Raw genomic sequence first — 25,655 nt, 5'->3', positions numbered from 1 at the left:
CAACTTATGTATCAATTAGAAACCAAATAAGCTGACTGCAAAGTACTTGGTAGCAACCGTATTGACGAATATCACGAGTAATATCACTGGAATAAACGTCGACAGCGAGAAGTTGACATACTTCTCCATAAAGCTGCCTTTGTAACTTTCACAACCTTGAGACAGCTCATCTGACAGATTTGCTTTTCTCCAACGGTATGTCACAAACAAACAAAGTAGTAAGCCATTGAATGGTAAAATCGTGTCATAGAATACGTCAGAAACAATGTCAAAGAAGCTCTTATCAACGCCACCATACTGAGTAAATTTCGTCAGCCACTCTACCATACCAAATGACATGGTACACATCACAGTTAACACACCCGTCGACACAGCAAGTACTGTCAATGACTTCTTACGGCTGTAACCTTTGGCTTCCATTAGGCTTGCAGTTGGCACTTCCACAATGGATACCAAAGATGTAATCGCCGCGAAGAACACCAATAAAAAGAAGATACCCGCAACAATCGATGCACCTGTATAGCCAATATCCGCTTGCATCGTTAAGAATAACTGAGGCAAGTACACAAAGATCATAGATACAGAGGAGTCTGATAACTCGTCAAGCTTAACGTCAGGGTTAAAGCTGAAAATGGCAGGTAGTACCATTAGGCCTGCGATAAATGCCACTAACGAGTCTGTGACTGCCACCATTTTTGAGCTACCGACAATGTCCTCTTTCTTAGAAATGTAAGACGCATAAGTAATTAAGATACCCATACCAAGTGACAATGAGAAAAATGCTTGTGACAGCGCGCCATTTAAAACACTGGCATCCATTTTAGAAAAGTCAGGAACAATGTAATAACGCACACCAGCCATCGCATTGTCGAGCGTAAGTACATAGGCCACTAATCCGATTAGCAGCACAAATAAGGCTGGCATCATCAGCTTTGCAGCTTTTTCAATCCCTTCTTTTACGCCACCAACTAAAATCAGATTCACCAAGATAGCGACACCGGCCATATAGCCAAAAACACTATACTCGTTAATAAAAATACCAAAGTTATTTGGGTTTGCTAGCTGGTCCAAGTTCCCCATAACAGTTTGTACCAGATAACCAAAAATCCAAACAGTAATAACCATGTAAAAAACCGCAATCATAAACGGCGTTAACACAGCTAGTGCACCTGCAAACGACCACTTTTTATCACCACCTGTAAGTGAATGATAAGCACCGTATGGATCTTTTTGCGCCTTACGACCAAGCGCCATTTCGGCGATCATTACGGGTAAACAGATGAAGATAACAAACAGCGCATAAACGATTAAAAATGCACCGCCGCCATTTTTTGCAGCAGAAACTGGGAACCCAACCAGATTTCCGATCCCCACAGCGGACCCTGCCGCTGCCAAAATGAAACCCAGTCGAGAGCTAAATTGCTCGCGATTCGCACTCATTAAAACAACCTTATTATTATTTTTCACGATAGTCGAAGGACTGTAACAGCCATGGCCTGCGGATTTCAAGTATAAATCAGGATTCTCATCAGATAACGTCATTTCATTTACATTTAGGGACAATCCAGTCTATGATACGAAACACAAAATTAATTACGCATTATTTCTGACTATTATGCTTTACATGATTTACTCAACGGATGTGGAAAACTCGCTCGAAAAACGCATGAATGCAAGACCTGCTCATTTGGCTCGCTTAAATGTATTGAAGGAAGAAGATAGACTGTTTGTTGCAGGGCCGCTTCCTGCAATTGATGACGAGAACCCGGGCGAAGCTGGTTTTACAGGTTCTCTTGTTATCGCAGAGTTTGCTTCTTTAGAAGATGCGAAAGCATGGGCTGCAGCAGATCCTTATATCGAAGCAGGCGTTTACGCTGATAGTGTCGTTAAACCATACAAGAAAGTATTACCTTAACTAAAGTTCAGCACGGGTTAAGACAACTCATCTTAACCTTCGTCACATGATGTTAAGCAACCCAAACGTGGAGCTTAGAATGCAGTTGCCCTTATGTTTTGCGATTTTTATGCTGGTTTTTTCCCTGACATTCACTCAGGTACAAGCAGCACAGCAGGACACCATAAGCAAAAAAGAAGCCGTACAATTAGCAACCACCGAGCAGCCAGGGAAGACACTCAAGATCTCCCTTGAAGGTGATTATTTTGTTGTACGTATTCTACAAAGCGACGGCAGAATAGTTGATGTGAAAGTCCACAAAGTAACGGGTGAGGTTAAGAAGGATTAACAATGCGAATTTTAGTAATTGAAGACGACGTTCAACTGGCCGAAAACCTAAGAAACGTATTAGAGAAAGAAAAGTACAGTGTTGATCTGTGCCATGATGGCGAAAATGGTCTATTTCACCTGACTGAGTACCCGCTTGACTTAGCCGTTGTCGATTTAGGTTTACCTAAACTAGATGGTATCGAGTTAATAAGACGTGCGCGTGCTGAGGGGATCAAAATACCTATTTTGATTTTGACTGCCCGAGATCGCTGGCAAGAAAAAGTTGAGGGGTTGGATGCAGGTGCTGACGATTACTTAACTAAGCCATTTCATGTTGAAGAACTTATTGCACGCTGTAATGCATTAATACGACGCAGTGCCGGACAGGCAAACCCTGAGATTAGCATTGGCCCAATCACTCTGCATACGCGCTCTCAGCAAGTTTTCGTCAATGAACGAGAACTAACTTTGACCGCATATGAGTATAAAGTGCTTGAGTATTTGATGGTAAATCCTCACAAAGTCATTTCTAAATCAGAGTTGACCGAGCATATTTACGACCAAGATTTTGACCTAGATTCAAACGTTATCGAAGTATTTGTTCTACGTTTGCGTAAAAAGCTTGACCCTGATGGCAAATTGAACCCAGTGGAAACCTTACGAGGTAGAGGTTATAGGTTTAAAACTCAGTGGTAAGCAGCGCCCAGATCTCTCTCAAAATAAGGCAAGGATTTATCCTTGTCTTTGTTCTAATCATTGCGCTTCCAGCACTCTTTTTCTCTATCGGTCGCGCCTATCATGCAACCTTAGTTGATGCGACAGAAAAAACACTTGAGGCTCATCTCTACTCTTTAATATCTGAAGTCGAATTTGTATCAGATGGCATTTCTATGCCTAGAACGATACTGGCTCCTGAATTAAACCGACTTAATTCAGATACCTACGCATTGGTATACCAAGAAAATACCCTCGTATGGTACTCAGAGTCCGCTGTAAGCCTCACTGTCACCCCTGATGTTTCTCAAACACAAGCGGGGGCATCAGAATTCAAAAAAGTACGTTACAGTGGGGAAGACTTTTGGCAGCTCAGTTTAACCGTTATATTGGGTAATGCAGATCAATCCCAACAAGCCAAATTTATTTTATTAAAAAAGAACTCAGCCCTACTCGCATTAATGTCTGAGTTTAGAAACACCCTCGTCAATTGGATGTTGATAATGGGGGTTGTTATCGCCGCACTCATGGCATTTGGTTTTGTTTGGAATGCCCGCCCTTTGCAGCGACTAGATAAAGAAATCAAAGAAGTGGAATCAGGTGAACGGGACAAGATAAATGGTCTATACCCTGTCGAACTGACAACAATCAAAGCTGACCTTAATTTACTACTTGATTCACAAAGACGACAAAAAGAGCGTTACCGAGCATCTTTGAGCGATCTGGCACACGCACTTAAAACGCCATTAGCAGTGCTTAAATCGAGCCCACTTGCAGCAGACTCAGAAGCGCAAGAGCAATTAGATCGCATTAATGCGATGATCGAACATCAGCTAAAACGTGCAGCTACTGGGGCGTCGGACACATGGAAAAAACAAACCAAAGTCAAACCGGTTCTAGACTCGATCCTCAACGCCATGGGTAAAGTCTACTTAGATAAAGGGATAGACTTCTCTGCAACCTGTGAGCATGACGCCGCTTTTCTCGGTGATAAAACCGATTTGATGGAAATTTTAGGTAATATCATCGATAATGCTTGTAAAGCATGTGTGCATAAAGTTGATATCACTGTTAAAGCGGATACCACGAAAGGAATTACATTCATAATTAGTGATGATGGCCCAGGCATTCCTGAGAATAAACGAGAAGAACTTTTACAGCGCGGCTCTAGACTTGATACCTATGAAGCTGGACACGGTGTGGGCATGGCAATAGTGTCGGATTTAGTTGCCTCTTATCACGGCCAAATCATTATTGACTACAGTGAGCTTGGCGGTGCCAAATTTACAATTGAGTTTAACTATGATCAAAACCATTAATATTTTTCTGTTGTTCACTGTATTTCTAAGTATCGACGCGTTTGCTCGTACTGAGGTGTTAAAGGATTGTAGTCACCTTGAGTCTGACCACCCTCAAAAAGCAAAAAAATATTTAATGTGCCTCGATGGCAATATTGAGTTGTTAGAAAGAAGCCGTCAAACTTGGGTAAACAAATTGGTGATGGATACTGAAGAGTTAGAAAAAAATACCGGTAACACCCAACTCATGCCAATTATTCAGCGTAGTATCACAAACCAAAGCCGTTATATGGATGACGCTTGCAAATGGCGTTATCTTAAAGAGTTGCCTAACTCAACTCGCGCAGCAAAAGTCTTTAAGCGCTGTAAAATATCCTTTTTACAGCTGCATATCAAAGAACTACAAGCTAATTTTTAGACTCTTCATAACTACCTAGCATGGTCGCTAACCAGCGGCCGTCTTCGCTATTCTCAAGACCTATTTTCACAACCATCGTCAGTGGTACAGATAACAGCATACCTACGGTACCTAGTAACCAGCCCCAAAATATCAAAGACACAAATACCACAAGTGTAGATAGACCAACCCCTTTACCCATATATTTAGGCTCAATCATATTTCCCATAATAGTATTGATAGACAAATATCCCGCTGCCACTAAACCACTCACAACCGGCCCATGTGTTACGAGCGCTAGTAAAACCGGAGGTACAGCCGCAATAATAGAGCCTATTCACTATCAAGATGTGTAATAAGAAAAGTTATTGAATAGTCATACTTCATGCGAGCTAGAGAGCCAATCCCTTCAAAATTCAGTTTTTTCATAAAATTCATAAAATACTGTGGCTAAATTCAATTTTTCATAAAAATAGAAATATAACTTTCAGAAAATTACTAGGTATAAATCAAAATAAAAATGAAAAATAAAAGATAATATTTTTCATTTTCTTCAAAGTACATAGCAAATAAAGTCAAAGTTCATTAACTATTGGGAAACCAAATTCTCGCATCATAACTTCATATTCTCTTCTTTCAGGTTTAGACATAAACCTCTGATATAAATCATGACCAATATGGTCATCAAGTTTGAGATTAAAGCTATCCAAATCAATACAGAGAAAATCTACCATTAATCGATAGTATTCGGCCTTATTCAACTTACATGTGCTTAAGATATCTGCTTGAGTTAATTGAACATCATATTCATCTAACTCTTCATAAATAGCATTAACAGTCGCCCTATAATAACTTAGCTCTGATTCAAAAAATGGCTTATCTAATTTGTTAAGAGGAACATTTAGTAAAGAGTTATCGGAGCGAACATAGTCGAAGTAGCCCTTAGGGTTAGCAGCCCCTTGGGATATACTGAAAATGACACTTCCAGGACAAGCACCAACTTCACTAGCAATATCAGCAATAGACTCACCACGAAAGACTTGATACAACTTAAATAGTGTATGTGATAGCTTATATTTACTTTGGTTATAACAAGAAAAAACTAAACTGTTTATAGGGAGAGATTCGCCATAAAAAACTTCAGGAAATGACTTTTGATATTTTTTTAACGCTAAACCAGACAATACTGGGCTATTGCAATAGGCACAATTCATAATAATCCTTAAACAAATAAGGCCTACTAAACGCTTATTCATTTTTAATATTACAAATTGTTCGGGTGCATCGACTTTGCCGCTTTTTAAAGTAGGCGCTGGCTTCCCGTAAGCCTCTACGCTATATTAAACAATTAGCTGGGTAAAAAGATACATTTTTCATCACGACATTTTACTTGTAAATAAATATAGTAATTTTTAATCAAATACAAATTGCAAAAGTTACTCTGAATTAATTAGGCTTTTAAACTCTTCAGGCTGCACATTAAGAATACAGGCAATAACTTCAAAGCGATCAAAGCTTGTAAGGTAATCAACTTCATCAAACGCAGTATTAATTCTTTCCCAGCTACGTTGAAGACTTATCAAGCATTCAGAGCTCTTATCAAATTCAAGAAGCTTAGTTGTGTCCGGGGTTGCCAATCCATTCTCTAGACTTAGTTTTAAGTCCTTTAAAGATTTGTATCCATAAAAGTCTATCGCGATAGTCCTTTGCGCCTGATTCAATTTACATTCAGTAAGATTAGCTAAACGGCGAGCTTGTCGTTTAAGTATTTTTTCATATTGTGATTTTTCTTCAGGCACTAAAAGTCTCCATAAGTACCGAAGCATCCACAGCATATTCGTTACCTAAGAAGTATTAGCTAATTTTTTAAATGGGCTTTCGCTTTGTTTTTGTGGTCACTGGCTGCCATTACAGCCATTTATTACAGTTACCAGTATTACACCTTTACATGTTATCTAAAATAACAAGATAATAAAAACCATTGATTTAATTGTACTTTTTAAAATATATTCAAGCATTTATAGATTCAACGGTGTAATTAGCTAGAAATTTTTACACTATTAAAAGCTAAATGAATGTGCAAATTATTCAGAGATTAAAGGGTAATTCGCATCACCCCATAGAGTGTCAGGGCTGTCCATCATAACATTGACAATAATAGGTAGTAATTCACTTAAAAAAGCTACACCATCCCTAATCTGTTCTCTGTTTGCTGAGCTATTCCAAGTAGCACCGCCATGAATTATCTGATTTCTCAATGTATATAATCTTTGCAAAACTATACAAATAACAACATCAGTGCTTTTATTGCTAAGTGCATGACTAGCTGCTGATTTCGCTTTACTGAAGCGCTCTTTCCATTCAGACTCAGTAATCTTACCATTCTGACAATCCCAAAATGGCTGATATACATACTTATTATCCAATAATACTCTTATAGTTGATGAAAACTGGGACCAAATAAGGTTTGATTAGTCACCTTTATTATCCAATTCAATTAATTTAGAAATAAATTTGGAGAACGCCTCTGATTCTGTATGCCTTAGTACTTCTGTATCTTGAGCATATGCTGCATTAAACGCAATCCACAAGAAAATAAATTGGCTGTCTTGATCATCATTGCATTGCTCAGATTTATTTAACCAACTAAGAGCACGGTGTACTCTTAAGGCTAGATTTTCCGAGAAGCCATCTCTAACTTCTCTTTGTTTATTTTTTAATCTCTGATAATTCATAAATTTCCTTATTTTAACGCTGAGCTTTTATTTTGCTATTAAGCTTTGAGTTTTGCTATTTTTTTACTTCTTTTTACTTTGATGAATTCAGGGGTATATTTCTCTTTATGTGATCTTTTTATTATTTCCTTAAAAAGATTAACCTCACCAGATTTGGGCTGCCAACTTTCGAGTGCTCGTATATTACCAAAGAACATCAAATTTTCTTTAGCTCTTGAGCAGGCAACATTCAGCCTCTTCTTATCAAGTAAAAACTGTAATGACCCATGCGTTCTCACAGTAGAATAACAAACTAGCTCAGCTTCACTCCCTTGGAAACTGTCCACTGTATCAACTTTAATAGTTAAGCTTCCTAGCTTAATTTGCTGAGAACCACCACTAGACTTTAATAATTTTCTTATTAATCGTTTTTGGGCACCATAAGGGGTGATAACGGCAACATCTATTTTACGGGTGATAGATTTAGATAGTTTATTGAGATAAGAACAAATGGCCTCAGCTTCTAGTTCATTTTCAAGGCTCGTTGCTCCATGTTGCTTAAACTGTTTACCCCATACATCGACCCAAACAAGACATTTTTTTGATACAAAACCAGTTGTATCAAGAGGGTCTTTATTACCGTTATAGAGTTTTCTTACACCTTCTTTTGTATAAAAAAGTTCAGCAACAAGATCACCGATAGGTTCAGACATCCTAAACTGCTCAGCTAAAGAAGTGGTGCATTTATTTGGTAATTGTTCAAATAACGTCTCAAAAAAGCTTGTTTCTAAAAAAGTTTCTTCAAGGAATTTCATTTCATCTTTTGCTGAGTCTTCACGTAAAACAGGAGCAATGCTAGGAGGAAGTTGATGATGATCACCGATAAGTATTGTCTTACGAGATCTAAGCAAAGGAATTAAAAGCTCTGGTACTGTAGCTCGACCTGCCTCATCTACTATTGCCACATCAAAGGTAACGTGATCAATGCCAGCATTTCTTGCCGCTAAACCTACACAAGTTGCACCTATTAAGTTTTTATCTGCCAGCATAGTAGTAAAAAACTCATCAGAAACCTTACTATTCTGAGCCGTATCTTTCATGTGCATCAGCAAAGCTCTCCATTCATGAATGGCATCACGCTTTCCCTTTTTAACATTTACTTCATTATCATCCATAGCTTCATTAACAGCATAGGTAGCAGATCTACTTGTTGTATCAGACAAGCATTTTTCAATGAAAGATTGAAAAATCAAATCGAAATGGTTTTCTGCCATATCATCATCGATTTTATCGGGGTTACCTACCCGAACTATATTCACGCTTGAGTTTACAAGGTGTGGATAAACTTTTTTAAATTTTGTAATAGCATTATCTACTGCGGTATTTTGTTGTGATACAACTAAAATCTTTTGATTAGGGTTCTTTTGTAATAATTGATACAGCATTTCTACAATTGTAGTTGTCTTACCCGTTCCCGGTGGCCCCTGAATCATGGCTATATGTTTAGCTGCAAGTGCTACTTTAATAGCATGCTTTTGGCTGTCAGTAAGCCTTCCATTCCATATTATGTCATTTTCAAGCCAACTAGGATGTTGTTCGATATTGTAAGAAGATGGAGCTAGGAAAATCTCTTTTAAATGAGGCTCAACAAGTCTATCTTCAAAAAGTGCATCTAAAGCCATCTGCTGTCTTTGAAGAGGGGCATTAGGTAATTGAACAACTAATTGAAATTTTTGCGATTGTGTAAAGTCTAGCTTTTTGAAATTATTAAGAGGTGCTTCAATTTCAATATTGCCATTATCAAGTCGGTAATCAACTTTATATGACCTTGAATATTCGACAGCGGGTAAGTATTTACCATGCTCCGCATCCCAAACTAATAACCGACAACTGCGGTTAAACTGTAAAAAACCAGAGGTTTCTATTTCCCTCATGAACTGGTATATAGATTTGTCATTCAAGCATGAGTCTTTAATAGAAGTACTATTAATGGCCAGTAAATAAAATGCGGAATTAATACGATGTGGAACTATTTCAAACTCAACACTTCGAATGCTTTCCTGTTGTTTTTGATATTCAACAACTTTTTCCCAGCGCCTGAAAAACTCAACTTGCTTAACTCTTTCTTTTGCTGTTGTTGAATTAATAAATGCTTGGCTTGCAAATGAAAAAAGCTGTTCGACCCCGTAAGGCCATCCAAAAAGTTCACTGGCTGAAAGGTCTGGTGACAGTAAAATAAACTCAAAAGGTAGATCCATACCAACTTGGGGTAGCTGGTGTACAAAAGTTTTACTAATAACTAGACCATCATTATTTTCGGAAAGTTCACACTGTATCTCAACTTCCCCTTTGCCTAACGTTATCAGCCCTTTATCAATATTAAAATCTAACAATGACCATTGGGTAAATTCACTATAAAAAGAACTATCCGATGGTATTTTATTTAATACTTCAATATCTGCTTCAATAAACAACTCAAAATCATCATATCCCATAGTTGATGGTGACTTTTCAGTAATAGAAGGGAGTGGTTTCTTTTTGTTTTTTTGTAAAAGACCAAGAGGATTTGAATGTAAAATAGCATCATAACTTTCAAAATATACTTCTACCTTTTGTCCTGGTACACAACGCAGTCCAGGTTGAAGAAGTGATTGCTGTGGTAAACACGCCCTTACTAAGCCTTCATTAAATGTACATAAATACTCCTTAGAACCACCACGAAAATGATCTACAGTCATGCTTAGAGGCTCAGACAATCGAATGTGATCATGAAAAATAATTCCACGAGCTACACAACCAAAAAATTGATTACGATTATTCTTGACTATTAATATTGGAAATTCAGTACCATAGTTTAAGGCTAGGGCTTTTTGCTGCTCTATTACTCCATCAAACCCTAAAAATTTTAAAATATGACGACTATTATCTAAAGGCTTATCCATGTCATCTAGCTCAACCACTAACAACTTCCCTGGATATAACCACTCCAAAGGCAATAATGCGTCTGAAATTGGTCTATCTAATAACCAATCATAACTAGCTTGATCCCACAACTGGTTGACTTTTGTCCTTTCAAACTCTAAATACTTTGCATATTCTGAAATTCTAATTTGAGCATCTTCAATTCGTGAGAATTCTTTTTGAAGTGCTGATTTTCTATAAGGACTTGTTGTATCTGAATTTATTTCAATAATAATTGCATCATACAACTCTTGGTATGCTTTAGTTATAGGGGTTACTTTTTCAAAGTGCTTTTCTATTTCTTTGAGTAATAACCTTTTATAATCCTCAGCTTGTGCTTTCCTTTTTTCTCTATAATTTTCATCTTGAGTAGCGTGTTCAGCATCATAACGTGCATAAATATCATCACGTTCTTTATAAGCTCTATCTTGCCTAGCTAATTCATCATTTGTTTTTTCATTGTAATAGTAAGCTAAAGCGCTTCCTAAAACGACAACGCCAAGCCCCACAGCTAAATGCAACATAATTAAGAACCTGACTTAACGGCAAAAATAAGCTCTGAAAGTTGTTCGGTAGAAATTTTACCACTTCCAACATGATCTAGAATTTTCATTATTTGCTCATGAGAATTAGCTTCTTTATTGGTGTCAGAGTAGTAACTTAGCTCATTATCCTTTCCTCTTTGCATTATTTCCTTTTGCTTAGTTTCTTCTTGTATAGAGACCTTTTTTACTTCTGCCTCACTCTTTCGTATATCTGCTTGAGCTTGAGCTAAAACTTGCCCTGTTCGTAAATACTCCTTAGCTAAATCTACACCATTATTAGCTAGCTCAATAACACCACCTCCTAACTGTGCTAATTGATCTCCATTAAGCTTACCAAGCATTTCTCCAACATCAACTTTGGGTGACTTATTAGTACTTCTTTGAGGGGAATTTGTTTTATTTCTAGGTATATATTGGCCTTTAACTGGTTGAGGTTTTCTCATTATATGCTTCCTTACTTATTCAATATTATTTGTTATAAACATTAGAGATGCTCTTAATAAATGATCTAATGCTTGTTGAGCTTCTTGTAGTTGCTTGAAGTTAATGCCACTTTCGCGTTCTTCTTTGAGTTTTTTTTGCATGACTTTAGCAATTTGGATATGTTTTTTTACTTCGATAAGCATATTGGATCTTTGCTGTTCATTTAATTGAATCTGCTGATTCAATTCTTCTATACGTGCTTCACCTTCTTTTAAAATAGTATCCTGTTTCAGTTTTAAAATTTTTAGTTGCCCATCTAATTCTGATTTAATTCTTCTATTTTCAGCTAGTATTTGTTTAGTCTTTTCACACTCTTTGGCGTATTTTAAATAACTATTTACCGCTTCAATAACAGATAAAGCTGCATCAACATATAATGCAGCCGGGTTAACTTTTTTTGCTGCGCCTTTAACCCCATGCTGTAATATCATCATTCCATATTTGCGAACTCTATTATCACTAAATAAATGTTCCGCAAGAGATGGATGCTTTTCAACAGTCCTCATGCTTTTATCCTTATGATTTCAGGTTTGGTGATCAAAGCAATAACTTCTTCATACGAATATTCATGAAGTTGCCAGCCTTTATCAAAACAGTTTTCTCTTGAATAAAGTTGAGCATCTTCATCAATAAAAGGAATGGAATGAGCTAAAAGGTTTAATGCGCTCTCTTTTTCATCAAAAAGTCCTTCGCTATAAAGGCGCTTGTCTTCATCAGCTTCGACTTCAAAGTCCATATAATCGTAAATTCTTTGGTCATTATCAGAATAAATGAAGCTCTTCGGTTTAACATTTTCAAACTCTCCAAAGTCAACACCTTCTGGTAATGAAAATTTAACTTTTAATCTCAATAGTTCTGTGTACAAACGCAAAGTTTCTTCATTGCTTTTTTCTTCGGCTTCAGCGAAGTTTTTCAGTTCTAAATCTATTGGTATTCCCATACTTTTATCACATGCTTGAGATCTAAAGCTAACATCCCATTCTTGTTCCCAGATGGCGTTAGAATCATCAATAATTTGATTAAATTCAGGTAATATATTAGGGAGTATTTCAAAGTAATTATTCTGAAATCGCTGACTCTGTTTAAAGCAATCTTCAATTGGATTAAAACGAACGTTTCTTGGTAAAGGAACAATAAAGCAACTTTTTGAGATCTCCTTTAAAGAGTTTTTACTTTCTACAGCAATAAACCAGTCATTATTACGGGAAGCGTAATTTTGATCGATATATAAAGGAATTTGTTTATTGTGTATATTTTCTAAAATATAGGCCGCTCTTTTTCCTCTTTCTGATAAATCACTTTCAGAATCACTTATAAACTTCAGTGCCTTCATTCTATCAACTACAGGTCTAATTTGAATTTCAGATAACCCTGTAACTTCTTCAATGTCCTGTATTGTTAAGTCATGCTTTGCCATAACGCTTAAAACATAATGGGATAATTCACCAAGCTCAGCAAGCACCCTATGTTTAATCGTTACCTCATATAGTTTGAGAGGAAGCATGACATTAACAACATCAGGGCCGAATGAGTCGTCATCAACTTTTATGACTGCATCAGTTTGGCACTCAGTCTTAACTTTTTCAGAATCTTGTTTAATCTCTTGATTAAGTCCTGCAAGAGTTCCCACTAAAACATTATGAAACACAGATATCTCCTGATCTAAAAAAGCTTATTACAGTAAACTTCATACTAATTTCCTTATAAATTACAACCCAACACTGCGCTGCATGCTCTGTGTCCAAGATGCTTTAAATGCACTATCTCCAGCAAATAACTTATACAGCTCTAGCTCATCTTTACGTCTTGCTAGCATCACTTCTTTAAGCATTTTTTCAAACGCTAATTCTCGGTTATGTGGATCAGGATTATTTTGGTATTTAGCTTCAAAATCAGGGTGATTTTTCACACTTTCAGCAATGTTTATAAATTTAACTTTCTGCTCTTCAGGTGTTGCACTCCAACCTTGAAACCATCTTTCGTTAAAGTTTTTAATGATTTCGTCTAGTGGATCTTTTTCATCATCCCCGCCGTGAGCACCACGAGGGTTTGGGTTTTGAGGTTCTAATTCCGTTTCATCATCATCTAAGCCTATGCCATAATTAAGTTTTACACGCTGTAAGCCGTAAGAGCTTAAATCAACGGAATCTAATAATGCATCAAGCTTTTCTGAATCAGGATCTTTAACGATTAACTTTGGAATTAAGAACTTAAGGAACCAAAATAACTTTTCCCAAACAACAATTTCATAAGGCATGATTGAAGCCATTTGTCCGTAAATCTTCACAAATTGTTTAGCTTTGATCTTAAAATCGACTTTATCGTCATCTTCTAGATCTAACTCAAAATTAAATCGATTAGCCGCAGTATCAATTATTGGGCTTAAAGTTTGAGCATCTTCATTATCAAAATAGCGTTTAACAAAATCTTCAACTTCGTACCATTCATAAACGCCAATATCATCCATAGCGTCTTTTAGCTCATGTAATACATTTACATCGGTTGCTTCAGATAAAGTCGTTGAAGTGTAAAATGGGTCAAATGCCGTTTTTATTTCATCAACACTATTAAAGAAATCGAGTACAAATAAGTCCTCTGTCTTTTTACCAAGCTTGGGTGCAGAGCGATTTAAGCGTGATAATGTTTGTACACAAAGCACGCTCGCTAACTTTTTATCTACGTACATAGAGCAGAGCTTTGGCTGATCAAAGCCCGTTAGGTATTTATTAGCAACAACCAACAAGCGATACTCATCGGTATCGAACTTATCCTTGGTTTCACTTTCAGCAAAGCCATTCATTTCCGCTTCAGTATATTCAATGCCGTCCACTTCTTTGGTGCCAGAAAATGCTATCGCTATTTTAAATGGGCTACCTTGAGCTTCTATCACTCGTTTTAAGGCTTTGTAATAACGAATAGCTGTAACAATATTCTGAGTAACAACCATACCTTTGCCTTTACCACGTAGCTTTTTGGCGTTCACTACTTGTGGAATAAAGTGTTCAAGCATAATTTCAGCTTTGGTGTCTATGGTCTGTTGGCTGGTTTCAACGTAAGCACGTAAGCGTTTTTGCGCCTTTTTAGTATCAAATTCAGGGTTATCTTGAATTGACTTTTCTATCTCGTAATAACTTTTATAGGTGGTGTAATTGGCAATAACATCAAGAATAAAGCCTTCTTCAATGGCTTGTTTCATTGAATATAAATGAAATGGCTTAAAACTACCGTCTTCTTGTTTTTGACCAAACTTTTCTAAGGTGCTGTTTTTAGGCGTTGCAGTAAAGGCTAAATATGAAGCATTACCTCGCATCTTGCGTGAGCGCATCGCTTGCAGTACTTTATCTTGCGCATCTTCAGCTTCCTCTACTTCAGTTTTCCCCATCGCTCTGTTCATATTGTCGTGGGCAGAGCCTGACTGAGAGCTATGTGCCTCATCAATAATCACCGCAAAACGTTTATCACTTAAATCACTAATGCCATCAATAATGAATGGGAACTTTTGAATAGTGGTAATGATAATTTTCTTACCATTTTCCAAGGCTGATTTAAGTTCTGATGATTTAAATGCAGGGGCAACAATGTTTTTAACTTCAGAGAATTCTTTAATGTTATCTCTAAGTTGTTTATCAAGTAATCGCCTATCAGTAACTACAATAACTGAGTCAAATAACGGTTGTTCTATACCTTTGCTACCTTGAATATCAGGACTAACTGGATACGTTTCTATTAACTGATAAGCCGCCCAAGTGATAGAGTTCGACTTACCTGAACCCGCTGAGTGCTGAATTAAATAAGTGTGACCAACACCGTTAGTTGAAGCGTGATCAATTAAGCGGCGAACAACATCCATCTGGTGATAACGTGGAAAGAATAAGGTTCGTTTCTTCAAGTCATCTTTGCTACTACCATCTAAACGAACAAAGTGCTGGATGATATTGGCTAGGCTGGCTTTACTAAAGACTTCTTCCCATAAGTAACTTGTCTTATGTCCATCCTTATTGGGTGGATTACCCTGACCATGATTATTACCTTTGTTAAACGGTAAAAAGAAGGTACTTTTCCCGGCTAACTTGGTGGTCATATATACTTCGTCAGTATCAACCGCCATATGCACTAAACAGCGCCCAAACTGCAATAACGACTGCGAGGTATCTCTATCGTTACGGTACTGTTTTTGACCATGGTAACGAGCATTTTGGCCGGTCCATGCATTTTTCAGCTCTAGTGTTATCAGCGGAATACCATTAATAAACAGCACCATATCAATTTCTTGTAACGGATTGGTTTTTGAATATCTTAATTGACGAGTTGAGCTGAATATATTGGCATTAAAGTTTTGTTTAACGGAGTCACTACTGCTAGCTAGAGGCGCTGGATACATCAGATTTAAATGCGCATCTTCAACACTCAAGCCTTTTTTAAGCAAATGCAAAATGCCATGCTTTTTGATCAGTCTATCAAAACGCTCAAGTACTTTACGCTCCCAATCATTGGGGCTATTTTTCTTAAGTTTTTCTAACTCTTTCTCTTGGGTGTTTTGTAGAAACAACCAAAAGAACTTTGTATCAATAGCATAATGCATATCGAAATCATAAGGATATCCTAGCTGATACATAGCATTGTTATAGCCAGGTGCAGCTTCCTGCACTCCTGCTTTTACATCTTCTAAACACGTACCAGTTAAGTGCTTTTCAATTGCCGCTTCTAAAGCTTGTTCGTTTGTTTGGCTAACCATAATTATTCCTTGTCACCATAATGCGTTTCTAATACATCTAGCATTCGCTTTTGATGCGCTTCAATTTCTTCCTGATCCCAACTGTTATTGCTTTTTTGAATAAACATTTCTCTTAGCTTTAACGAATCAAAATGTTGCTTACGGTCAAAGTCAATTTGCTTTTTATCAACGTCTTGATTGCTATATGAAGAGTTTTCGCCAGGGCTAAGTAAAACAAGATTGCCAAAGGCATTTAATATTTCACCAGCCAGTTTGCTCTTGTACTCGTCATTTTGTGGATGAACATGCTCTACCGAATTTTTGGAGGTAATACGAAACTTTGTAAACTTATTTAATTCTTCAGTCTCTAGTTTAGAGCGAGCACTATCAATTTTTTTCCACAGTAAATACTCAAGCTTTTGAAACCAGTAATGCTCAAAACCAGTGCCTTTAGCTTCAGTAAAATATTCTTTTTGTTCTTCCCACTTTAGTCTTTTTGGTTTTATTAAATTAGCTTGCTTGAAACTTGCCTTTTTTTGCGAACATGTCGCTAACGACATCAGATTATCGATTATTTCAAGTTGCTTTAATGCTTTGTTGCCTTGCTTAAGACTTATCTCTTTTTTAATCAATCTTGCAATAAACGGTGTGATCCAATATTGAGCACTTCGCTCACCGGTAAAATTACGAACACTTTGCAAAAGTGCCAAGGCATTAGTCTCTTTGGGGCTACGGTTAATATATTGTTTACCTTTAGATTGACTTGGTGATTGAGAGGTTAATCCTAGATGAGCCTCTGGTGAGTAGTCTCGCTCGACCCACTTAACAACCCATGCATCAAATTGATAACGAACTTGCCACAGCATTTCAATGAAGGCTTTAACAGTTTCTTCTTTTGACTCAATAAGCGGGGTAAAAATTTCTAGCAGTCGATCGCTGTGCAGTCTTGGCTCAATATCTGACTCATTGTTTAACGCTAAAAAAACACGGTAAGCATGAATTAAAAATAAAGGAAACTTAATAATTGATCGACAATAAGTGGTTTCGACATCTAAGTCATACGTTTCAAAAGCTTTTTGTTTTACGCTATCAGGTGCTTTACCGCTTCCCAGCATTTGGCTTAATTCATCAATGCTATAACCACGTTCATCATCACTTTGTTGTTGTGATTCTGGATGGTAAAAAGTTTTAGCTTTAAACACCGCTAAGTCATGAGGCTCTATATTATTCCAATCAATATCAGGAAATACCTTACGCACGTTGCGCTCAAAGTAGTTTTCTAAATGCTCACAAGCTACCCACATGGCATCATATTGGGCTTTATCTGTTTTAATATGCTTAAACAATTTCGCTTTTAAAATGTCTGCTTGTTCTAGCTGAACACCTGCGGTGTTCATGGTGGCAAATAAGCGGTTCAAATCCATTTTCGCTGGTACTATGTTGTTTACCCATTGAACACTACTATAAAAATATTGTCCTAATTTTTCGGCTTCATTTTTATCAAGTGCTTCTATGTGTTCACTTAATACCTTTAAAGCTATACCTATTTGTTTAAGGTATTCGTTACTATCAATAACTTCCTGCGATGGTGTCTCATAACCTTTAAGCCCGGCAAGCCCTCCTAATAACTGCTGTACCTGATCACGAATAGCAAATTGTAGTCTAGGCATAGCCTTACCAGTTACAGGCATATAAACCGCTAACTCATTGAGGCTTGATGTAATACCTGCGGCTTTAAACGCAATGGCAATTAACATTAATGTAGTCGTGCGCTGCTGACCATCAATTAACTCGTAAACTAAACCTGTGTTGCTTTGTAATTTAGAAGAAAGCACTGTGCCAATAAAGTAATGCTCATCACCATTTTCACAAGCGGTTTTAACATCATTAAAAAGCAATAATACGTCATCATCAGACCAAACATAGGGGCGTTGATAACTAGGAATGGAAAACTGATACCCACCTTCAAAAATTTTACTTAAGGTTAATAATTCTGTTTGTACGGTTAACATATCCAAAACTATTTACCTCCTAATAAAATAACGTGTTGGCTAAAGCTACTCGCAAACTCCTGAGCGTATTCAGCTTTTGTAGCTTCACGCTCAACGTTTAAACCAAAGGCTTTAATCACTTTATTGATAAAGTTTTGTTTAGTACTCGACTTTTGATCTGTGGGCGACTTAATAGCGTCTATAATGCCATCAGCATTCACGGTAAGTTCAAACTCATCCAGCAAATCAAAACACTGCTCGGGTGTATAGCTTTTTGCTATCCAATCTAACACTGGAGTTTCTTTTAAAAAGGCAGGGATCGACTTTTCTTTTACAGCAACTTGGTTTGATACTCTACGAGAATAAACCACCCTAAATAGCTTTTTCGCTGCTATGTCTAATTGCTGCTGCCCAAACTGGCTGATATAAAGCAATAAACTTGCATCAAATAACTGCTTCAAATAAGCACAACCATCAAGTTTGCAAACAAGCTCATGGTATAATTCGTCAAACGCGAAAAGCGTTTCATCGTTATGATTTTTGAGTAAGTATTTCTGCCTTAATGCTTGGAAGTACTCAAGATAACGAATGGTATTGGCACCGCTATTGAGTGGTTGCCGTAATTCGTAACCTACTTGCGATTGCATTAACGCTTCGCCACCATTGTCTAAATAGGTTCTTGTAACTCGCCCAAACGCTACATCATCACCAGTTGCACTTGGGGAGAACTCATCAACAACGGCATCAACCAATAGACGTTCTTGTTGATGAAACGGCATAGTTTTTCTTGACGGGTCTTTTAAATCTTTGCGTAGATTTAAATATTCCCAATACCGGCCACGTAACAGTAGTTTTATGATGGGGTTAATATCATTCAAGCTTTCCCATAACTCGGCATAATGGCGAGTTTTATTAGGCATGCTTTTATCTATTACGTTTAAATGGTGCGCCTTGATAATATCTGGGCCTTTTAAGCGCACGCCACCGGTATTTTGTGTTTCAAAGAAGCGATAAGCTTCATCTTCAGAATTTGTCACCACTAAAGTGATATGAATAGTTGAAAAATTAATATCGTTAAGCTGTAACTTTTTATCCGCTAGCCAGGCCAAATTATGTTTAATTTGCTGCTGACTTTCTGGAGCTTTGTAGCGAAGTGATAAGTCTTTAAACTCTTCAGTTAAATAGGCAATTAATGCCATGGTTGTTAAGCGTTGCTGACCATCAATAATGTTTAGCTTGTTACCTTGTTGATGCAAAATAATACTGCCTAAATAAAACGGGCAGTTATCACCATCAGAGTGATTTCGCTCATCAATTTGATAGTCTTTAAAATCTTGCAATAATCGTTGTATTTGTGCTTCAGTCCAACGATATGGGCGCTGATATTCAGGTATGGCTAACTCGCCATGAATTTCAGTGTTATTAGCACTGACAATACTTTGTTTACTGAATAACTGCGCTAAGGTACAACTTGCCACTTCAACCGACATACCACTTCCTTGTTAGTTAATTACTGAGTCCACTTCAGGTACTTTAATTTTTCCTGTTACTGCACTGTTGATCAGTGTGGTTTTGTATTCTTTGAGCTTTTCGATTTGTTGGATTTGTATATCTATTGCATCTTCAATTTTGCTCGTTTCATTTTCGAGGTAATTAAAAATTAATTCCTGTTCATCTAATGATGGTAAAAGTACGGGAAGGTTTTTTAATAACTCTTGGCTTAGTGAAGCTCTGATTACAAGGTTCATTTCTTTTACAAAATATTCCCGCATCATGGCAGCGTTAAAGTAGTACTTTGAAAAGCCTTTAAATAACCTTTTAGTAGGTCTAAAACGAATTAAGAAACCTGCAAAGGTAGAATCCTTTATTGTTTTCATGCAGATAGAGGCAAAACCAATTTCTTCAGCAGTTTCTGATGTTCTTGTGAATAAAATATCGTTCTCAAGGATTGAATATTGTTTCCTATCGTTCGTACTAGATTTTGCCAACCCACTTACTTTAGAAGGTAACTCTCTATTCTTATACACATCACCATAGCTAACAAAAGGAAAGCCTGAACCGAAATACTCAGCACCTGCACTGATACCATTTTGAGTAGTACCTAAATACCTCACTTTAGATATATCCCAATGCTCAGGTATTTCACCAATCCAATCGACACCTGAATCTTTCATTGGTGCATCTGGCTTCCCTTCATAAGAGATGCCTTGTGTAACCGCTTGTTGGATGATGATTTGCTTGCGTTCTTTTAACAGCTCAATTTGCTTTTCTTTAATCGCGATCGCTTCATCAATTTGTGCTGTTTTTTTATCGAGGAAGTTGGCGATGGCGGTTTGTTCCGAGAATGAAGGTAATGCAATAGGAACTCTTTTAAGCTGAGGCCAGTATAAATTCCTTTGAATTGTTCCAACACCTTTAGAACAAATAAGGTATTGAGAAACCATGTTTCTATCACGAAAAAAATAATTGCCAAATCTGGGATTAATTTCTTCCGTTAGCTTTAGAATCAAATATGCAGGACTAACAATTCCTTGATAGTCAGAAACCCCAACAGAACCCCGCCAAGCTTGCTGATTATTTAAAACAAAATCGCCAATTTCGACCAACTGGTACTTACTTAAATCTAGACTGGTAACGTTTGTTCTTTTAGATTCAACATCTTGAAACCTAATGACTCCCTTGTCTAAATAAACTGAAAGTAACTCTTCATCGTTTCTGTTAGTTATAGATTTAAGAGTTGCTTTGCTACATAAAGGAGATATATCCCAGTGTTCCGGTACAATACCTAACCATTCAACGCCAGAGTCTTTATATGCCTCATACTTAGGCATAGTCGTTAATTCACCCATCACTACGCTCCATGTACTTTAGCAATATCAACACCAAGAATATCAGCAATTAAACCTTCGGCTTTTTGCTCTAATGTGATGATGTCGGTCGCTACGTCATCCATTGCTCGCAATGGCTTGTGCTGGTAAAAGTACTTATTAAAGCTGATTTCATAACCAATTTTAGTGCTGTCTAAATTGATCCAGGCTTCGCTTACATGCGGTTTAACTTCATCAAGGTAATATTGGTGAATTTCAGAGTTATCGCTATCATTATCTTCGTTATAAGTTAGCGGTACAGATTCAGCATCACGTAAATCAGAATTTGACTCGTAAGTAGTGAACTCTAACTTTTTACCTTCAACAGCATAATAGCCAAAGTCTGCTAATTCAGTTTGTTCACAGCCTAAGTGATGTAATAATTCATCAAGTTTGTCTTGCTTAAACTTAACCACTTTTTTGATGACTTTTTCCGCATTTTCGTCGTACCAACTCATGGCATTAACCACAGTGGTGTAAAACGCTTTGCGTTTGTTTGCTTTAATGTCGGCTAATACATCAGCTGAAACGGCTTTAAAGCGAGCTTCAGCATCGGCTTTAAACAGATTGTAATCGTTATATTCTTTGGTAATGGTTTCGGCAAGTTTGTTAGCAAGTTCAACCAGTAACTTACCGTTTTGCCAAGTATCGGTTGAAAGTAGCTTCGCTTTCGCTTTAGCGTTTAAGTTAATATCGTTATCTTCACACCACGCAATAACTTCTTTCTCTTGTGCTTTATCGTTAGCAGTGAAAAAATCCGCTTGATAAACCTTGTCACCATATTCCGCATAAAGATGTTCCATTGGCTCACGCAAGGCTTTATCAAAGCGTAACGGTGCAATAAGTTCATCTTTAAACTGAGCATTGCGTCTGTCTGGGCGTTCAATGTTTACTTTGTAATAACCAAAGTCGTCATTATTAAATACTTTGGCCGCAATGCCTGTTGGATCTTTATCTTGCGTTAGTTGGCGCTCAACACTTGCAGCATCAAGATACGTTTGGGTAATTTCAGTAATATGTTCAGGTGAAAACTCACAGTTTTTATTACCTAAATTTTTACGGAGCTTTTTAAATAACAAACTGGCATCAATAAGCTGTACCTTACCTTTGCGCTCTTGTGGCTTGTTATTATTCAGTAGCCAAATATAGGTAGTGATACCTGTGTTATAGAACAAGTTATTGGGTAGCTGCACTATGGCATCAAGCATATCGTTTTCAATAATGTAACGGCGAATATTACTTTCGCCCGAGCCTGCATCACCGGTAAATAAACTAGAGCCGTTATGAACTGATGCTATACGAGAGCCTAGTGGGCTGGTAGCGGTAGATTTCATCTTGCTAACCATTTCCATCAAAAACAACAATTGGCCGTCTGATGAACGTGGTGTGGCGTCAACAAAGCCTTCTTTCGGTAAGTTACCCCAGTAATCTTTTAGCACAACCTGAAAGCGTGAATCGATAACGTCTGAGCCTTCCTTAATATGCTTTTGCTCACTTGCCCAGCTTTTACCGTATGGCGGGTTAGATAAACAAAAATCAAAACGTTGGCCGGCAAACTCATCAGTAGAAAGTGTTGAGCCTACTTTGATGTTTTTAGGATCGTTACCTTTGATCATCATGTCTGACTTACAAATAGCGTAGGTTTCGTCGTTGATCTCTTTACCGTATAAATTAATATCGCGTGTGGTGTGCTCGTTCGGGTACTTTTCATTAATAAAGTTTTGTGTTTCGGTAAGCATACCGCCACTACCACAAGCAGGGTCGTAACAGGTTAATGTTAGCGGTAAGTCTGATTTTATTGGGTCAAACACCAAGTGAGTCATTAACTCAATTACTTCACGTGGAGTAAAGTGCTCACCGGCCTCTTCGTTGTTATCTTCATTAAATTTTCGGATCAACTCTTCAAACACATAACCCATACCTAAATTACTTAAGGCGGGTAATTTATTACCTTCGGGGTCTTCAACTTCGTCAGGCGTTAAGTTGATATACGGAGACACAAATTTCTCTAATACATCAAGCAATACGTCTTTACCTGCCATGTGCTGAAATTGAGATTTAAGATTAAAGCATTCGATAATTTCTTTAACGTTGGCACTAAAACCGTTTAGGTATTCTTCAATATTTGCCAGAATGATTTGGCGGTTATTGGTCGCGGTTTCTTTAATGCTGGTTAATGTCCATTTAGAAGTGTTGTAAAACACATAACCTGCGGCATCAATTAAAGGCGCATCATCAAGCTCTGTGGCTTCCATTTCCTCAACTTGAAACTTAACTTCATCAAGCACCGCTTTTTTAGTGGGCTCAAGTAAGGTATCTAAACGGCGTAACACCACCATAGGTAAAATTACGTCACGGTATTTACCACGCACGTATACGTCACGCAGGCAATCGTCAGCAATTGACCAGATAAAAGAGATAAGTTTGTTATGTGCGCTGTGATCCATTTGTATTCCAATAATATTTGATTAGCACTAATGTGCCTTGTTAAGCGGTGAGTTATTGCTAAAAACGTTGTGGATTGCGAGCTCTTCACTCTCGCCACTTTCCATACGTTGTTTTACTTCATCGAGCATCGCTTGTTGTATGTCTTTGCTTGGTAAATTTTTAAGGGCTAAGTTTAATACGTCCGATATATCTATTTCTGCCATGATTTCTTCCCCAAATTTATATATTTAAGTTTGTTTTTAATGTTGCTGATAACCCGGTGCAATAGCTAGATTTTCCGCACCATATAATGTTTGTATATTCTGTAAATAAAGTTGATATTCAGGGCCTGAAAGTGAAGCACTTTCAGAACAATCCACGTTCCAACGTCTTAATAAATATCCTGCCATTGCTGCACGCACATTTACTTCTAACATACCTTTCTCCATACCAAAATCGAGCTTTATGGCGGTTGGATGTTTAACGTTATTTGGGTGTGGAATAATCTGCAATGGCACCATGCGCATCCATTGATGATCTTCTAATTTATCTTCTTCAGGAGATGGTATCTGTACGAGAATTGTAACTTTGGTAATGCGAGTTAACACGAAGTCTCTGAATGACTTTGATTTGCGATCATACGCTCTTAAATGCCAACGTAAGCCATTATCAACTATTGAATGAGGTACTAACTCCCTTGCACCCGAACCGCTGCTTAAAGACGTGTATATAACGCTAATAGGCTTATGGTTGATAATCGCTTGAGATAGCTTAGCGATAACATCAATATCAGGTACGTTTAACGGGCTTGGTGATTCAATAGGGAATGAAATATCACCAATTGAATCAAAACCATCACTTATGTTATTCGCTAACTTAATAAGCGTGCGGCGAGCATCATGTTTAAATATGGGCTTGAATTGCGTTGTGATGAAGTATTTTTTTTCTACGTTGTCATACGCCATATTCTCAGGCGCATTGTCTTTATAGAACTTCAAATCTCTGGTTGCTGCTGCAAGGCCTAATTCGAAATGACTGACTATTTCACTGCGAGTTACCATCCCAGTAAAATAGAGCTTAAAGTCGATATAAGCTAAGCGCTGCTTCTGTGCAAAACTGAATTCGTCCATTCGATAAATCTGATTCTATTGACATTTTCTAATTGAGTTGAAATAGTATGTCTCATTATGAGTTAGACAGCAAATAGATTTTATGCTTTAGTGTTGATACAGATCATCACTATTTAAAAGCTTAAATTTATGTCTCATCAAAACACCAAACCCTCCCTAGAAAAACATACTACTTTAACTGAACTAGAGCATTTAAAAACTGAGCATTTTGATATTTATCAGGAACTGATGAAGCAGTTTAAATTTGATGATCGGGTGTGCTATGAATGGCTAACTAAACCTAAACCTTTTCTAAAAGGTAAGTCACCGTTTGAGCAGCTTAAAATTAATGCTGATGAAGTGATGGATATGCTAGTTCGCATGAGAACGGGTGACTTTTCATAAGGGGTAAGCGATAGTGAATATTCTATTTTTATGCACCGCAAACATACAACGCAGCAAAACTGCTGAAGAAGTATTTCGCGCTGCCAATAAAAATCACCAATACAAATCAGCTGGTTTAAGTTATAAATACGTGCAGAAAGCTAACTCGACACTTTGTACCGAAGAGTTGCTGCAATGGGCGGATCGAATTTATGTGTTTGAACAGCAACATATTGAACGCATTCAAAAGCACACTGGTGATGTTTATTTGTCTAGAATTATCAACTTAAACATACCTGATAATTACCAGTATTTTCAGCGTGAACTTGTTTTGCTTTTACTAGAACGAGTTAAGTTATCAAATTATGAGCAGACTCCAAGCATAAACCATACTATAGCTTTCGATTTAGGGGCCAACCTTCTTGAAAAATGGGGTTGTACTACTGCCCAGAAATTAGCAATTTTAGGAATAGCTAAAGCTGACTTTACTCGCTATCAAAAGGACTCAAGCGTTGTATATTTAAATACTGAGCAACTTGAACGCCTCAGTTATGTAGCAAGAATTCATCAAAACCTTAAAGTGGCTTTTTCTAATCCTGATAACATCTATGGATTTATGAATATGAAAAATAATAATTCATATTTTAATGGTAGAACTCCGCTATCGATCATAGCTACGGGTAAAGTTGACTCATTAGGTGAAGTATTTAAACATATTGTTAGCATGGCTAACTGGACAGTAGTATAGGCTTCAATCAGCCACTAGTTACCAGAGCAACTAGAGGAGGATGCTAGTTTGCATGATAACTGGCTATTTTCTGTAAAAA

The 25,655-nt window shown here is 37.3% G+C and carries 23 protein-coding genes and 1 pseudogene; 7 read left to right on the top strand and 17 right to left on the bottom strand.

The window, feature by feature from the left end; genetic code table 11:
• Positions 1-15: 15 nt before the first annotated feature.
• Positions 16-1,440, bottom strand: coding sequence for a sodium-dependent transporter (locus tag L1077_RS17040; protein ID WP_063362236.1), 1,425 nt, complete (start codon positions 1,438-1,440; stop codon positions 16-18).
• A 175-nt stretch (positions 1,441-1,615) separates the two neighbouring features.
• Between L1077_RS17040 and L1077_RS17035 the strand changes: the two genes are divergently transcribed.
• From L1077_RS17035 to L1077_RS17015, 5 genes are all read left to right on the top strand, one after another.
• Positions 1,616-1,915 (top strand): YciI family protein, encoded by a 300-nt coding sequence (locus L1077_RS17035; RefSeq protein WP_237138168.1) that lies wholly within the window; start codon positions 1,616-1,618, stop codon positions 1,913-1,915.
• Positions 1,916-1,994: 79 nt separating this feature from the next.
• Positions 1,995-2,243 (top strand): PepSY domain-containing protein, encoded by a 249-nt coding sequence (locus tag L1077_RS17030; RefSeq protein WP_211036521.1) that lies wholly within the window; start codon positions 1,995-1,997, stop codon positions 2,241-2,243.
• Between the two features lie 2 nt (positions 2,244-2,245).
• Positions 2,246-2,920, top strand: a complete 675-nt coding sequence (locus L1077_RS17025; RefSeq protein ID WP_211036520.1) for a response regulator transcription factor — start codon at positions 2,246-2,248, stop codon at positions 2,918-2,920.
• Entirely contained in the window at positions 2,914-4,257 is a 1,344-nt protein-coding gene (locus L1077_RS17020; protein WP_237138167.1) for an ATP-binding protein, read from the top strand. The genes L1077_RS17025 and L1077_RS17020 overlap by 7 nt, the downstream gene beginning before the upstream one ends.
• Positions 4,241-4,654: a hypothetical protein gene (locus tag L1077_RS17015; protein ID WP_237138166.1), complete on the top strand. Its 414-nt coding sequence runs from the start codon at positions 4,241-4,243 to the stop codon at positions 4,652-4,654. The genes L1077_RS17020 and L1077_RS17015 overlap by 17 nt, the downstream gene beginning before the upstream one ends.
• Here L1077_RS17015 and L1077_RS17010 read toward each other — a convergent pair.
• From L1077_RS17010 to L1077_RS16935, 16 genes and pseudogenes are all read right to left on the bottom strand, one after another.
• Positions 4,644-4,970, bottom strand: a pseudogene (locus L1077_RS17010) (AI-2E family transporter); the annotation flags it as partial. The gene L1077_RS17015 and the pseudogene L1077_RS17010 sit on opposite strands and share 11 nt — an antisense overlap.
• A 238-nt stretch (positions 4,971-5,208) precedes the next feature.
• Complete coding sequence (locus tag L1077_RS17005; RefSeq protein WP_237138165.1) at positions 5,209-5,847, bottom strand: hypothetical protein; 639 nt, start codon at positions 5,845-5,847, stop codon at positions 5,209-5,211.
• Positions 5,848-6,069: 222 nt separating this feature from the next.
• Entirely contained in the window at positions 6,070-6,432 is a 363-nt protein-coding gene (locus L1077_RS17000) for a hypothetical protein (RefSeq protein WP_237138164.1), read from the bottom strand.
• A gap of 285 nt (positions 6,433-6,717) precedes the next feature.
• On the bottom strand, positions 6,718-7,059 hold the full coding sequence (locus L1077_RS16995) for a hypothetical protein (RefSeq protein WP_237138163.1): 342 nt from the start codon (positions 7,057-7,059) through the stop codon (positions 6,718-6,720).
• 45 nt (positions 7,060-7,104) lie between these two features.
• Positions 7,105-7,368, bottom strand: coding sequence for a HEPN domain-containing protein (locus L1077_RS16990; protein WP_237138162.1), 264 nt, complete (start codon positions 7,366-7,368; stop codon positions 7,105-7,107).
• A gap of 38 nt (positions 7,369-7,406) precedes the next feature.
• Positions 7,407-10,832, bottom strand: coding sequence for a DEAD/DEAH box helicase (locus L1077_RS16985; protein WP_237138161.1), 3,426 nt, complete (start codon positions 10,830-10,832; stop codon positions 7,407-7,409).
• A 2-nt stretch (positions 10,833-10,834) separates the two neighbouring features.
• Positions 10,835-11,296 carry a hypothetical protein gene (locus L1077_RS16980; protein WP_237138160.1) on the bottom strand — a complete coding sequence of 154 codons (462 nt, stop codon included), beginning with the start codon at positions 11,294-11,296 and terminating at the stop codon, positions 10,835-10,837.
• Between the two features lie 15 nt (positions 11,297-11,311).
• Complete coding sequence (locus L1077_RS16975; RefSeq protein WP_237138159.1) at positions 11,312-11,842, bottom strand: hypothetical protein; 531 nt, start codon at positions 11,840-11,842, stop codon at positions 11,312-11,314.
• Entirely contained in the window at positions 11,839-12,984 is a 1,146-nt protein-coding gene (locus L1077_RS16970) for a hypothetical protein (protein WP_237138158.1), read from the bottom strand. Before L1077_RS16970 ends, L1077_RS16975 begins: the two co-directional genes overlap by 4 nt.
• A gap of 60 nt (positions 12,985-13,044) precedes the next feature.
• Positions 13,045-16,071 (bottom strand): type I restriction endonuclease subunit R, encoded by a 3,027-nt coding sequence (locus L1077_RS16965; protein WP_237138157.1) that lies wholly within the window; start codon positions 16,069-16,071, stop codon positions 13,045-13,047.
• 2 nt (positions 16,072-16,073) lie between these two features.
• On the bottom strand, positions 16,074-18,062 hold the full coding sequence (locus tag L1077_RS16960) for a DUF262 domain-containing protein (RefSeq protein WP_237138234.1): 1,989 nt from the start codon (positions 18,060-18,062) through the stop codon (positions 16,074-16,076).
• 8 nt (positions 18,063-18,070) lie between these two features.
• Positions 18,071-19,531, bottom strand: coding sequence for a DUF262 domain-containing protein (locus L1077_RS16955; protein ID WP_237138156.1), 1,461 nt, complete (start codon positions 19,529-19,531; stop codon positions 18,071-18,073).
• A 12-nt stretch (positions 19,532-19,543) separates the two neighbouring features.
• Positions 19,544-20,890, bottom strand: coding sequence for a restriction endonuclease subunit S (locus L1077_RS16950; protein WP_237138155.1), 1,347 nt, complete (start codon positions 20,888-20,890; stop codon positions 19,544-19,546).
• A gap of 2 nt (positions 20,891-20,892) precedes the next feature.
• A complete protein-coding gene (locus L1077_RS16945; RefSeq protein ID WP_237138154.1) occupies positions 20,893-23,355 on the bottom strand; it encodes a type I restriction-modification system subunit M in 2,463 nt (820 codons plus the stop codon).
• Positions 23,356-23,382: 27 nt separating this feature from the next.
• Positions 23,383-23,559, bottom strand: coding sequence for a hypothetical protein (locus L1077_RS16940; protein WP_237138153.1), 177 nt, complete (start codon positions 23,557-23,559; stop codon positions 23,383-23,385).
• A 36-nt stretch (positions 23,560-23,595) separates the two neighbouring features.
• Entirely contained in the window at positions 23,596-24,465 is an 870-nt protein-coding gene (locus L1077_RS16935; protein WP_237138152.1) for a WYL domain-containing protein, read from the bottom strand.
• 129 nt (positions 24,466-24,594) lie between these two features.
• Between L1077_RS16935 and L1077_RS16930 the strand changes: the two genes are divergently transcribed.
• Together L1077_RS16930 and L1077_RS16925 are read left to right on the top strand one after the other, a co-directional pair.
• Positions 24,595-24,849, top strand: a complete 255-nt coding sequence (locus L1077_RS16930; protein WP_237138151.1) for an antitoxin Xre/MbcA/ParS toxin-binding domain-containing protein — start codon at positions 24,595-24,597, stop codon at positions 24,847-24,849.
• 13 nt (positions 24,850-24,862) lie between these two features.
• On the top strand, positions 24,863-25,576 hold the full coding sequence (locus L1077_RS16925) for a hypothetical protein (RefSeq protein ID WP_237138150.1): 714 nt from the start codon (positions 24,863-24,865) through the stop codon (positions 25,574-25,576).
• Positions 25,577-25,655 lie beyond the last annotated feature (79 nt).

It is taken from the genome of Pseudoalteromonas luteoviolacea (genome assembly GCF_021654285.1).
GTDB lineage: Bacteria > Pseudomonadota > Gammaproteobacteria > Enterobacterales > Alteromonadaceae > Pseudoalteromonas > Pseudoalteromonas luteoviolacea_J.
Note: the sequence above shows the minus strand (reverse complement) of the source record. Positions and strands in the feature narration are given on the sequence as shown.

Excerpts from the sequence above, each read along its gene's own strand:
- L1077_RS17040 (WP_063362236.1), bottom strand. The coding sequence starts at position 1,440 with ATGAGTGCGAATCGCGAGCAATTTAGCTCTCGACTGGGTTTCATTTTG.
- L1077_RS17035 (WP_237138168.1), top strand. The coding sequence starts at position 1,616 with ATGCTTTACATGATTTACTCAACGGATGTGGAAAACTCGCTCGAAAAA.
- L1077_RS17005 (WP_237138165.1), bottom strand. The coding sequence starts at position 5,847 with ATGAATTGTGCCTATTGCAATAGCCCAGTATTGTCTGGTTTAGCGTTA.
- L1077_RS16980 (WP_237138160.1), bottom strand. The coding sequence starts at position 11,296 with ATGAGAAAACCTCAACCAGTTAAAGGCCAATATATACCTAGAAATAAA.
- L1077_RS17015 (WP_237138166.1), top strand. The coding sequence starts at position 4,241 with ATGATCAAAACCATTAATATTTTTCTGTTGTTCACTGTATTTCTAAGT.
- L1077_RS16940 (WP_237138153.1), bottom strand. The coding sequence starts at position 23,559 with ATGGCAGAAATAGATATATCGGACGTATTAAACTTAGCCCTTAAAAAT.
- L1077_RS16950 (WP_237138155.1), bottom strand. The coding sequence starts at position 20,890 with ATGGGTGAATTAACGACTATGCCTAAGTATGAGGCATATAAAGACTCT.
- L1077_RS16945 (WP_237138154.1), bottom strand. The coding sequence starts at position 23,355 with ATGGATCACAGCGCACATAACAAACTTATCTCTTTTATCTGGTCAATT.
- L1077_RS16935 (WP_237138152.1), bottom strand. The coding sequence starts at position 24,465 with ATGGACGAATTCAGTTTTGCACAGAAGCAGCGCTTAGCTTATATCGAC.
- L1077_RS17025 (WP_211036520.1), top strand. The coding sequence starts at position 2,246 with ATGCGAATTTTAGTAATTGAAGACGACGTTCAACTGGCCGAAAACCTA.
- L1077_RS16930 (WP_237138151.1), top strand. The coding sequence starts at position 24,595 with ATGTCTCATCAAAACACCAAACCCTCCCTAGAAAAACATACTACTTTA.
- L1077_RS16985 (WP_237138161.1), bottom strand. The coding sequence starts at position 10,832 with ATGTTGCATTTAGCTGTGGGGCTTGGCGTTGTCGTTTTAGGAAGCGCT.
- L1077_RS16965 (WP_237138157.1), bottom strand. The coding sequence starts at position 16,071 with ATGGTTAGCCAAACAAACGAACAAGCTTTAGAAGCGGCAATTGAAAAG.
- L1077_RS16955 (WP_237138156.1), bottom strand. The coding sequence starts at position 19,531 with ATGTCGGTTGAAGTGGCAAGTTGTACCTTAGCGCAGTTATTCAGTAAA.
- L1077_RS16960 (WP_237138234.1), bottom strand. The coding sequence starts at position 18,062 with ATGTTAACCGTACAAACAGAATTATTAACCTTAAGTAAAATTTTTGAA.
- L1077_RS17030 (WP_211036521.1), top strand. The coding sequence starts at position 1,995 with ATGCAGTTGCCCTTATGTTTTGCGATTTTTATGCTGGTTTTTTCCCTG.
- L1077_RS16975 (WP_237138159.1), bottom strand. The coding sequence starts at position 11,842 with ATGAGGACTGTTGAAAAGCATCCATCTCTTGCGGAACATTTATTTAGT.
- L1077_RS16990 (WP_237138162.1), bottom strand. The coding sequence starts at position 7,368 with ATGAATTATCAGAGATTAAAAAATAAACAAAGAGAAGTTAGAGATGGC.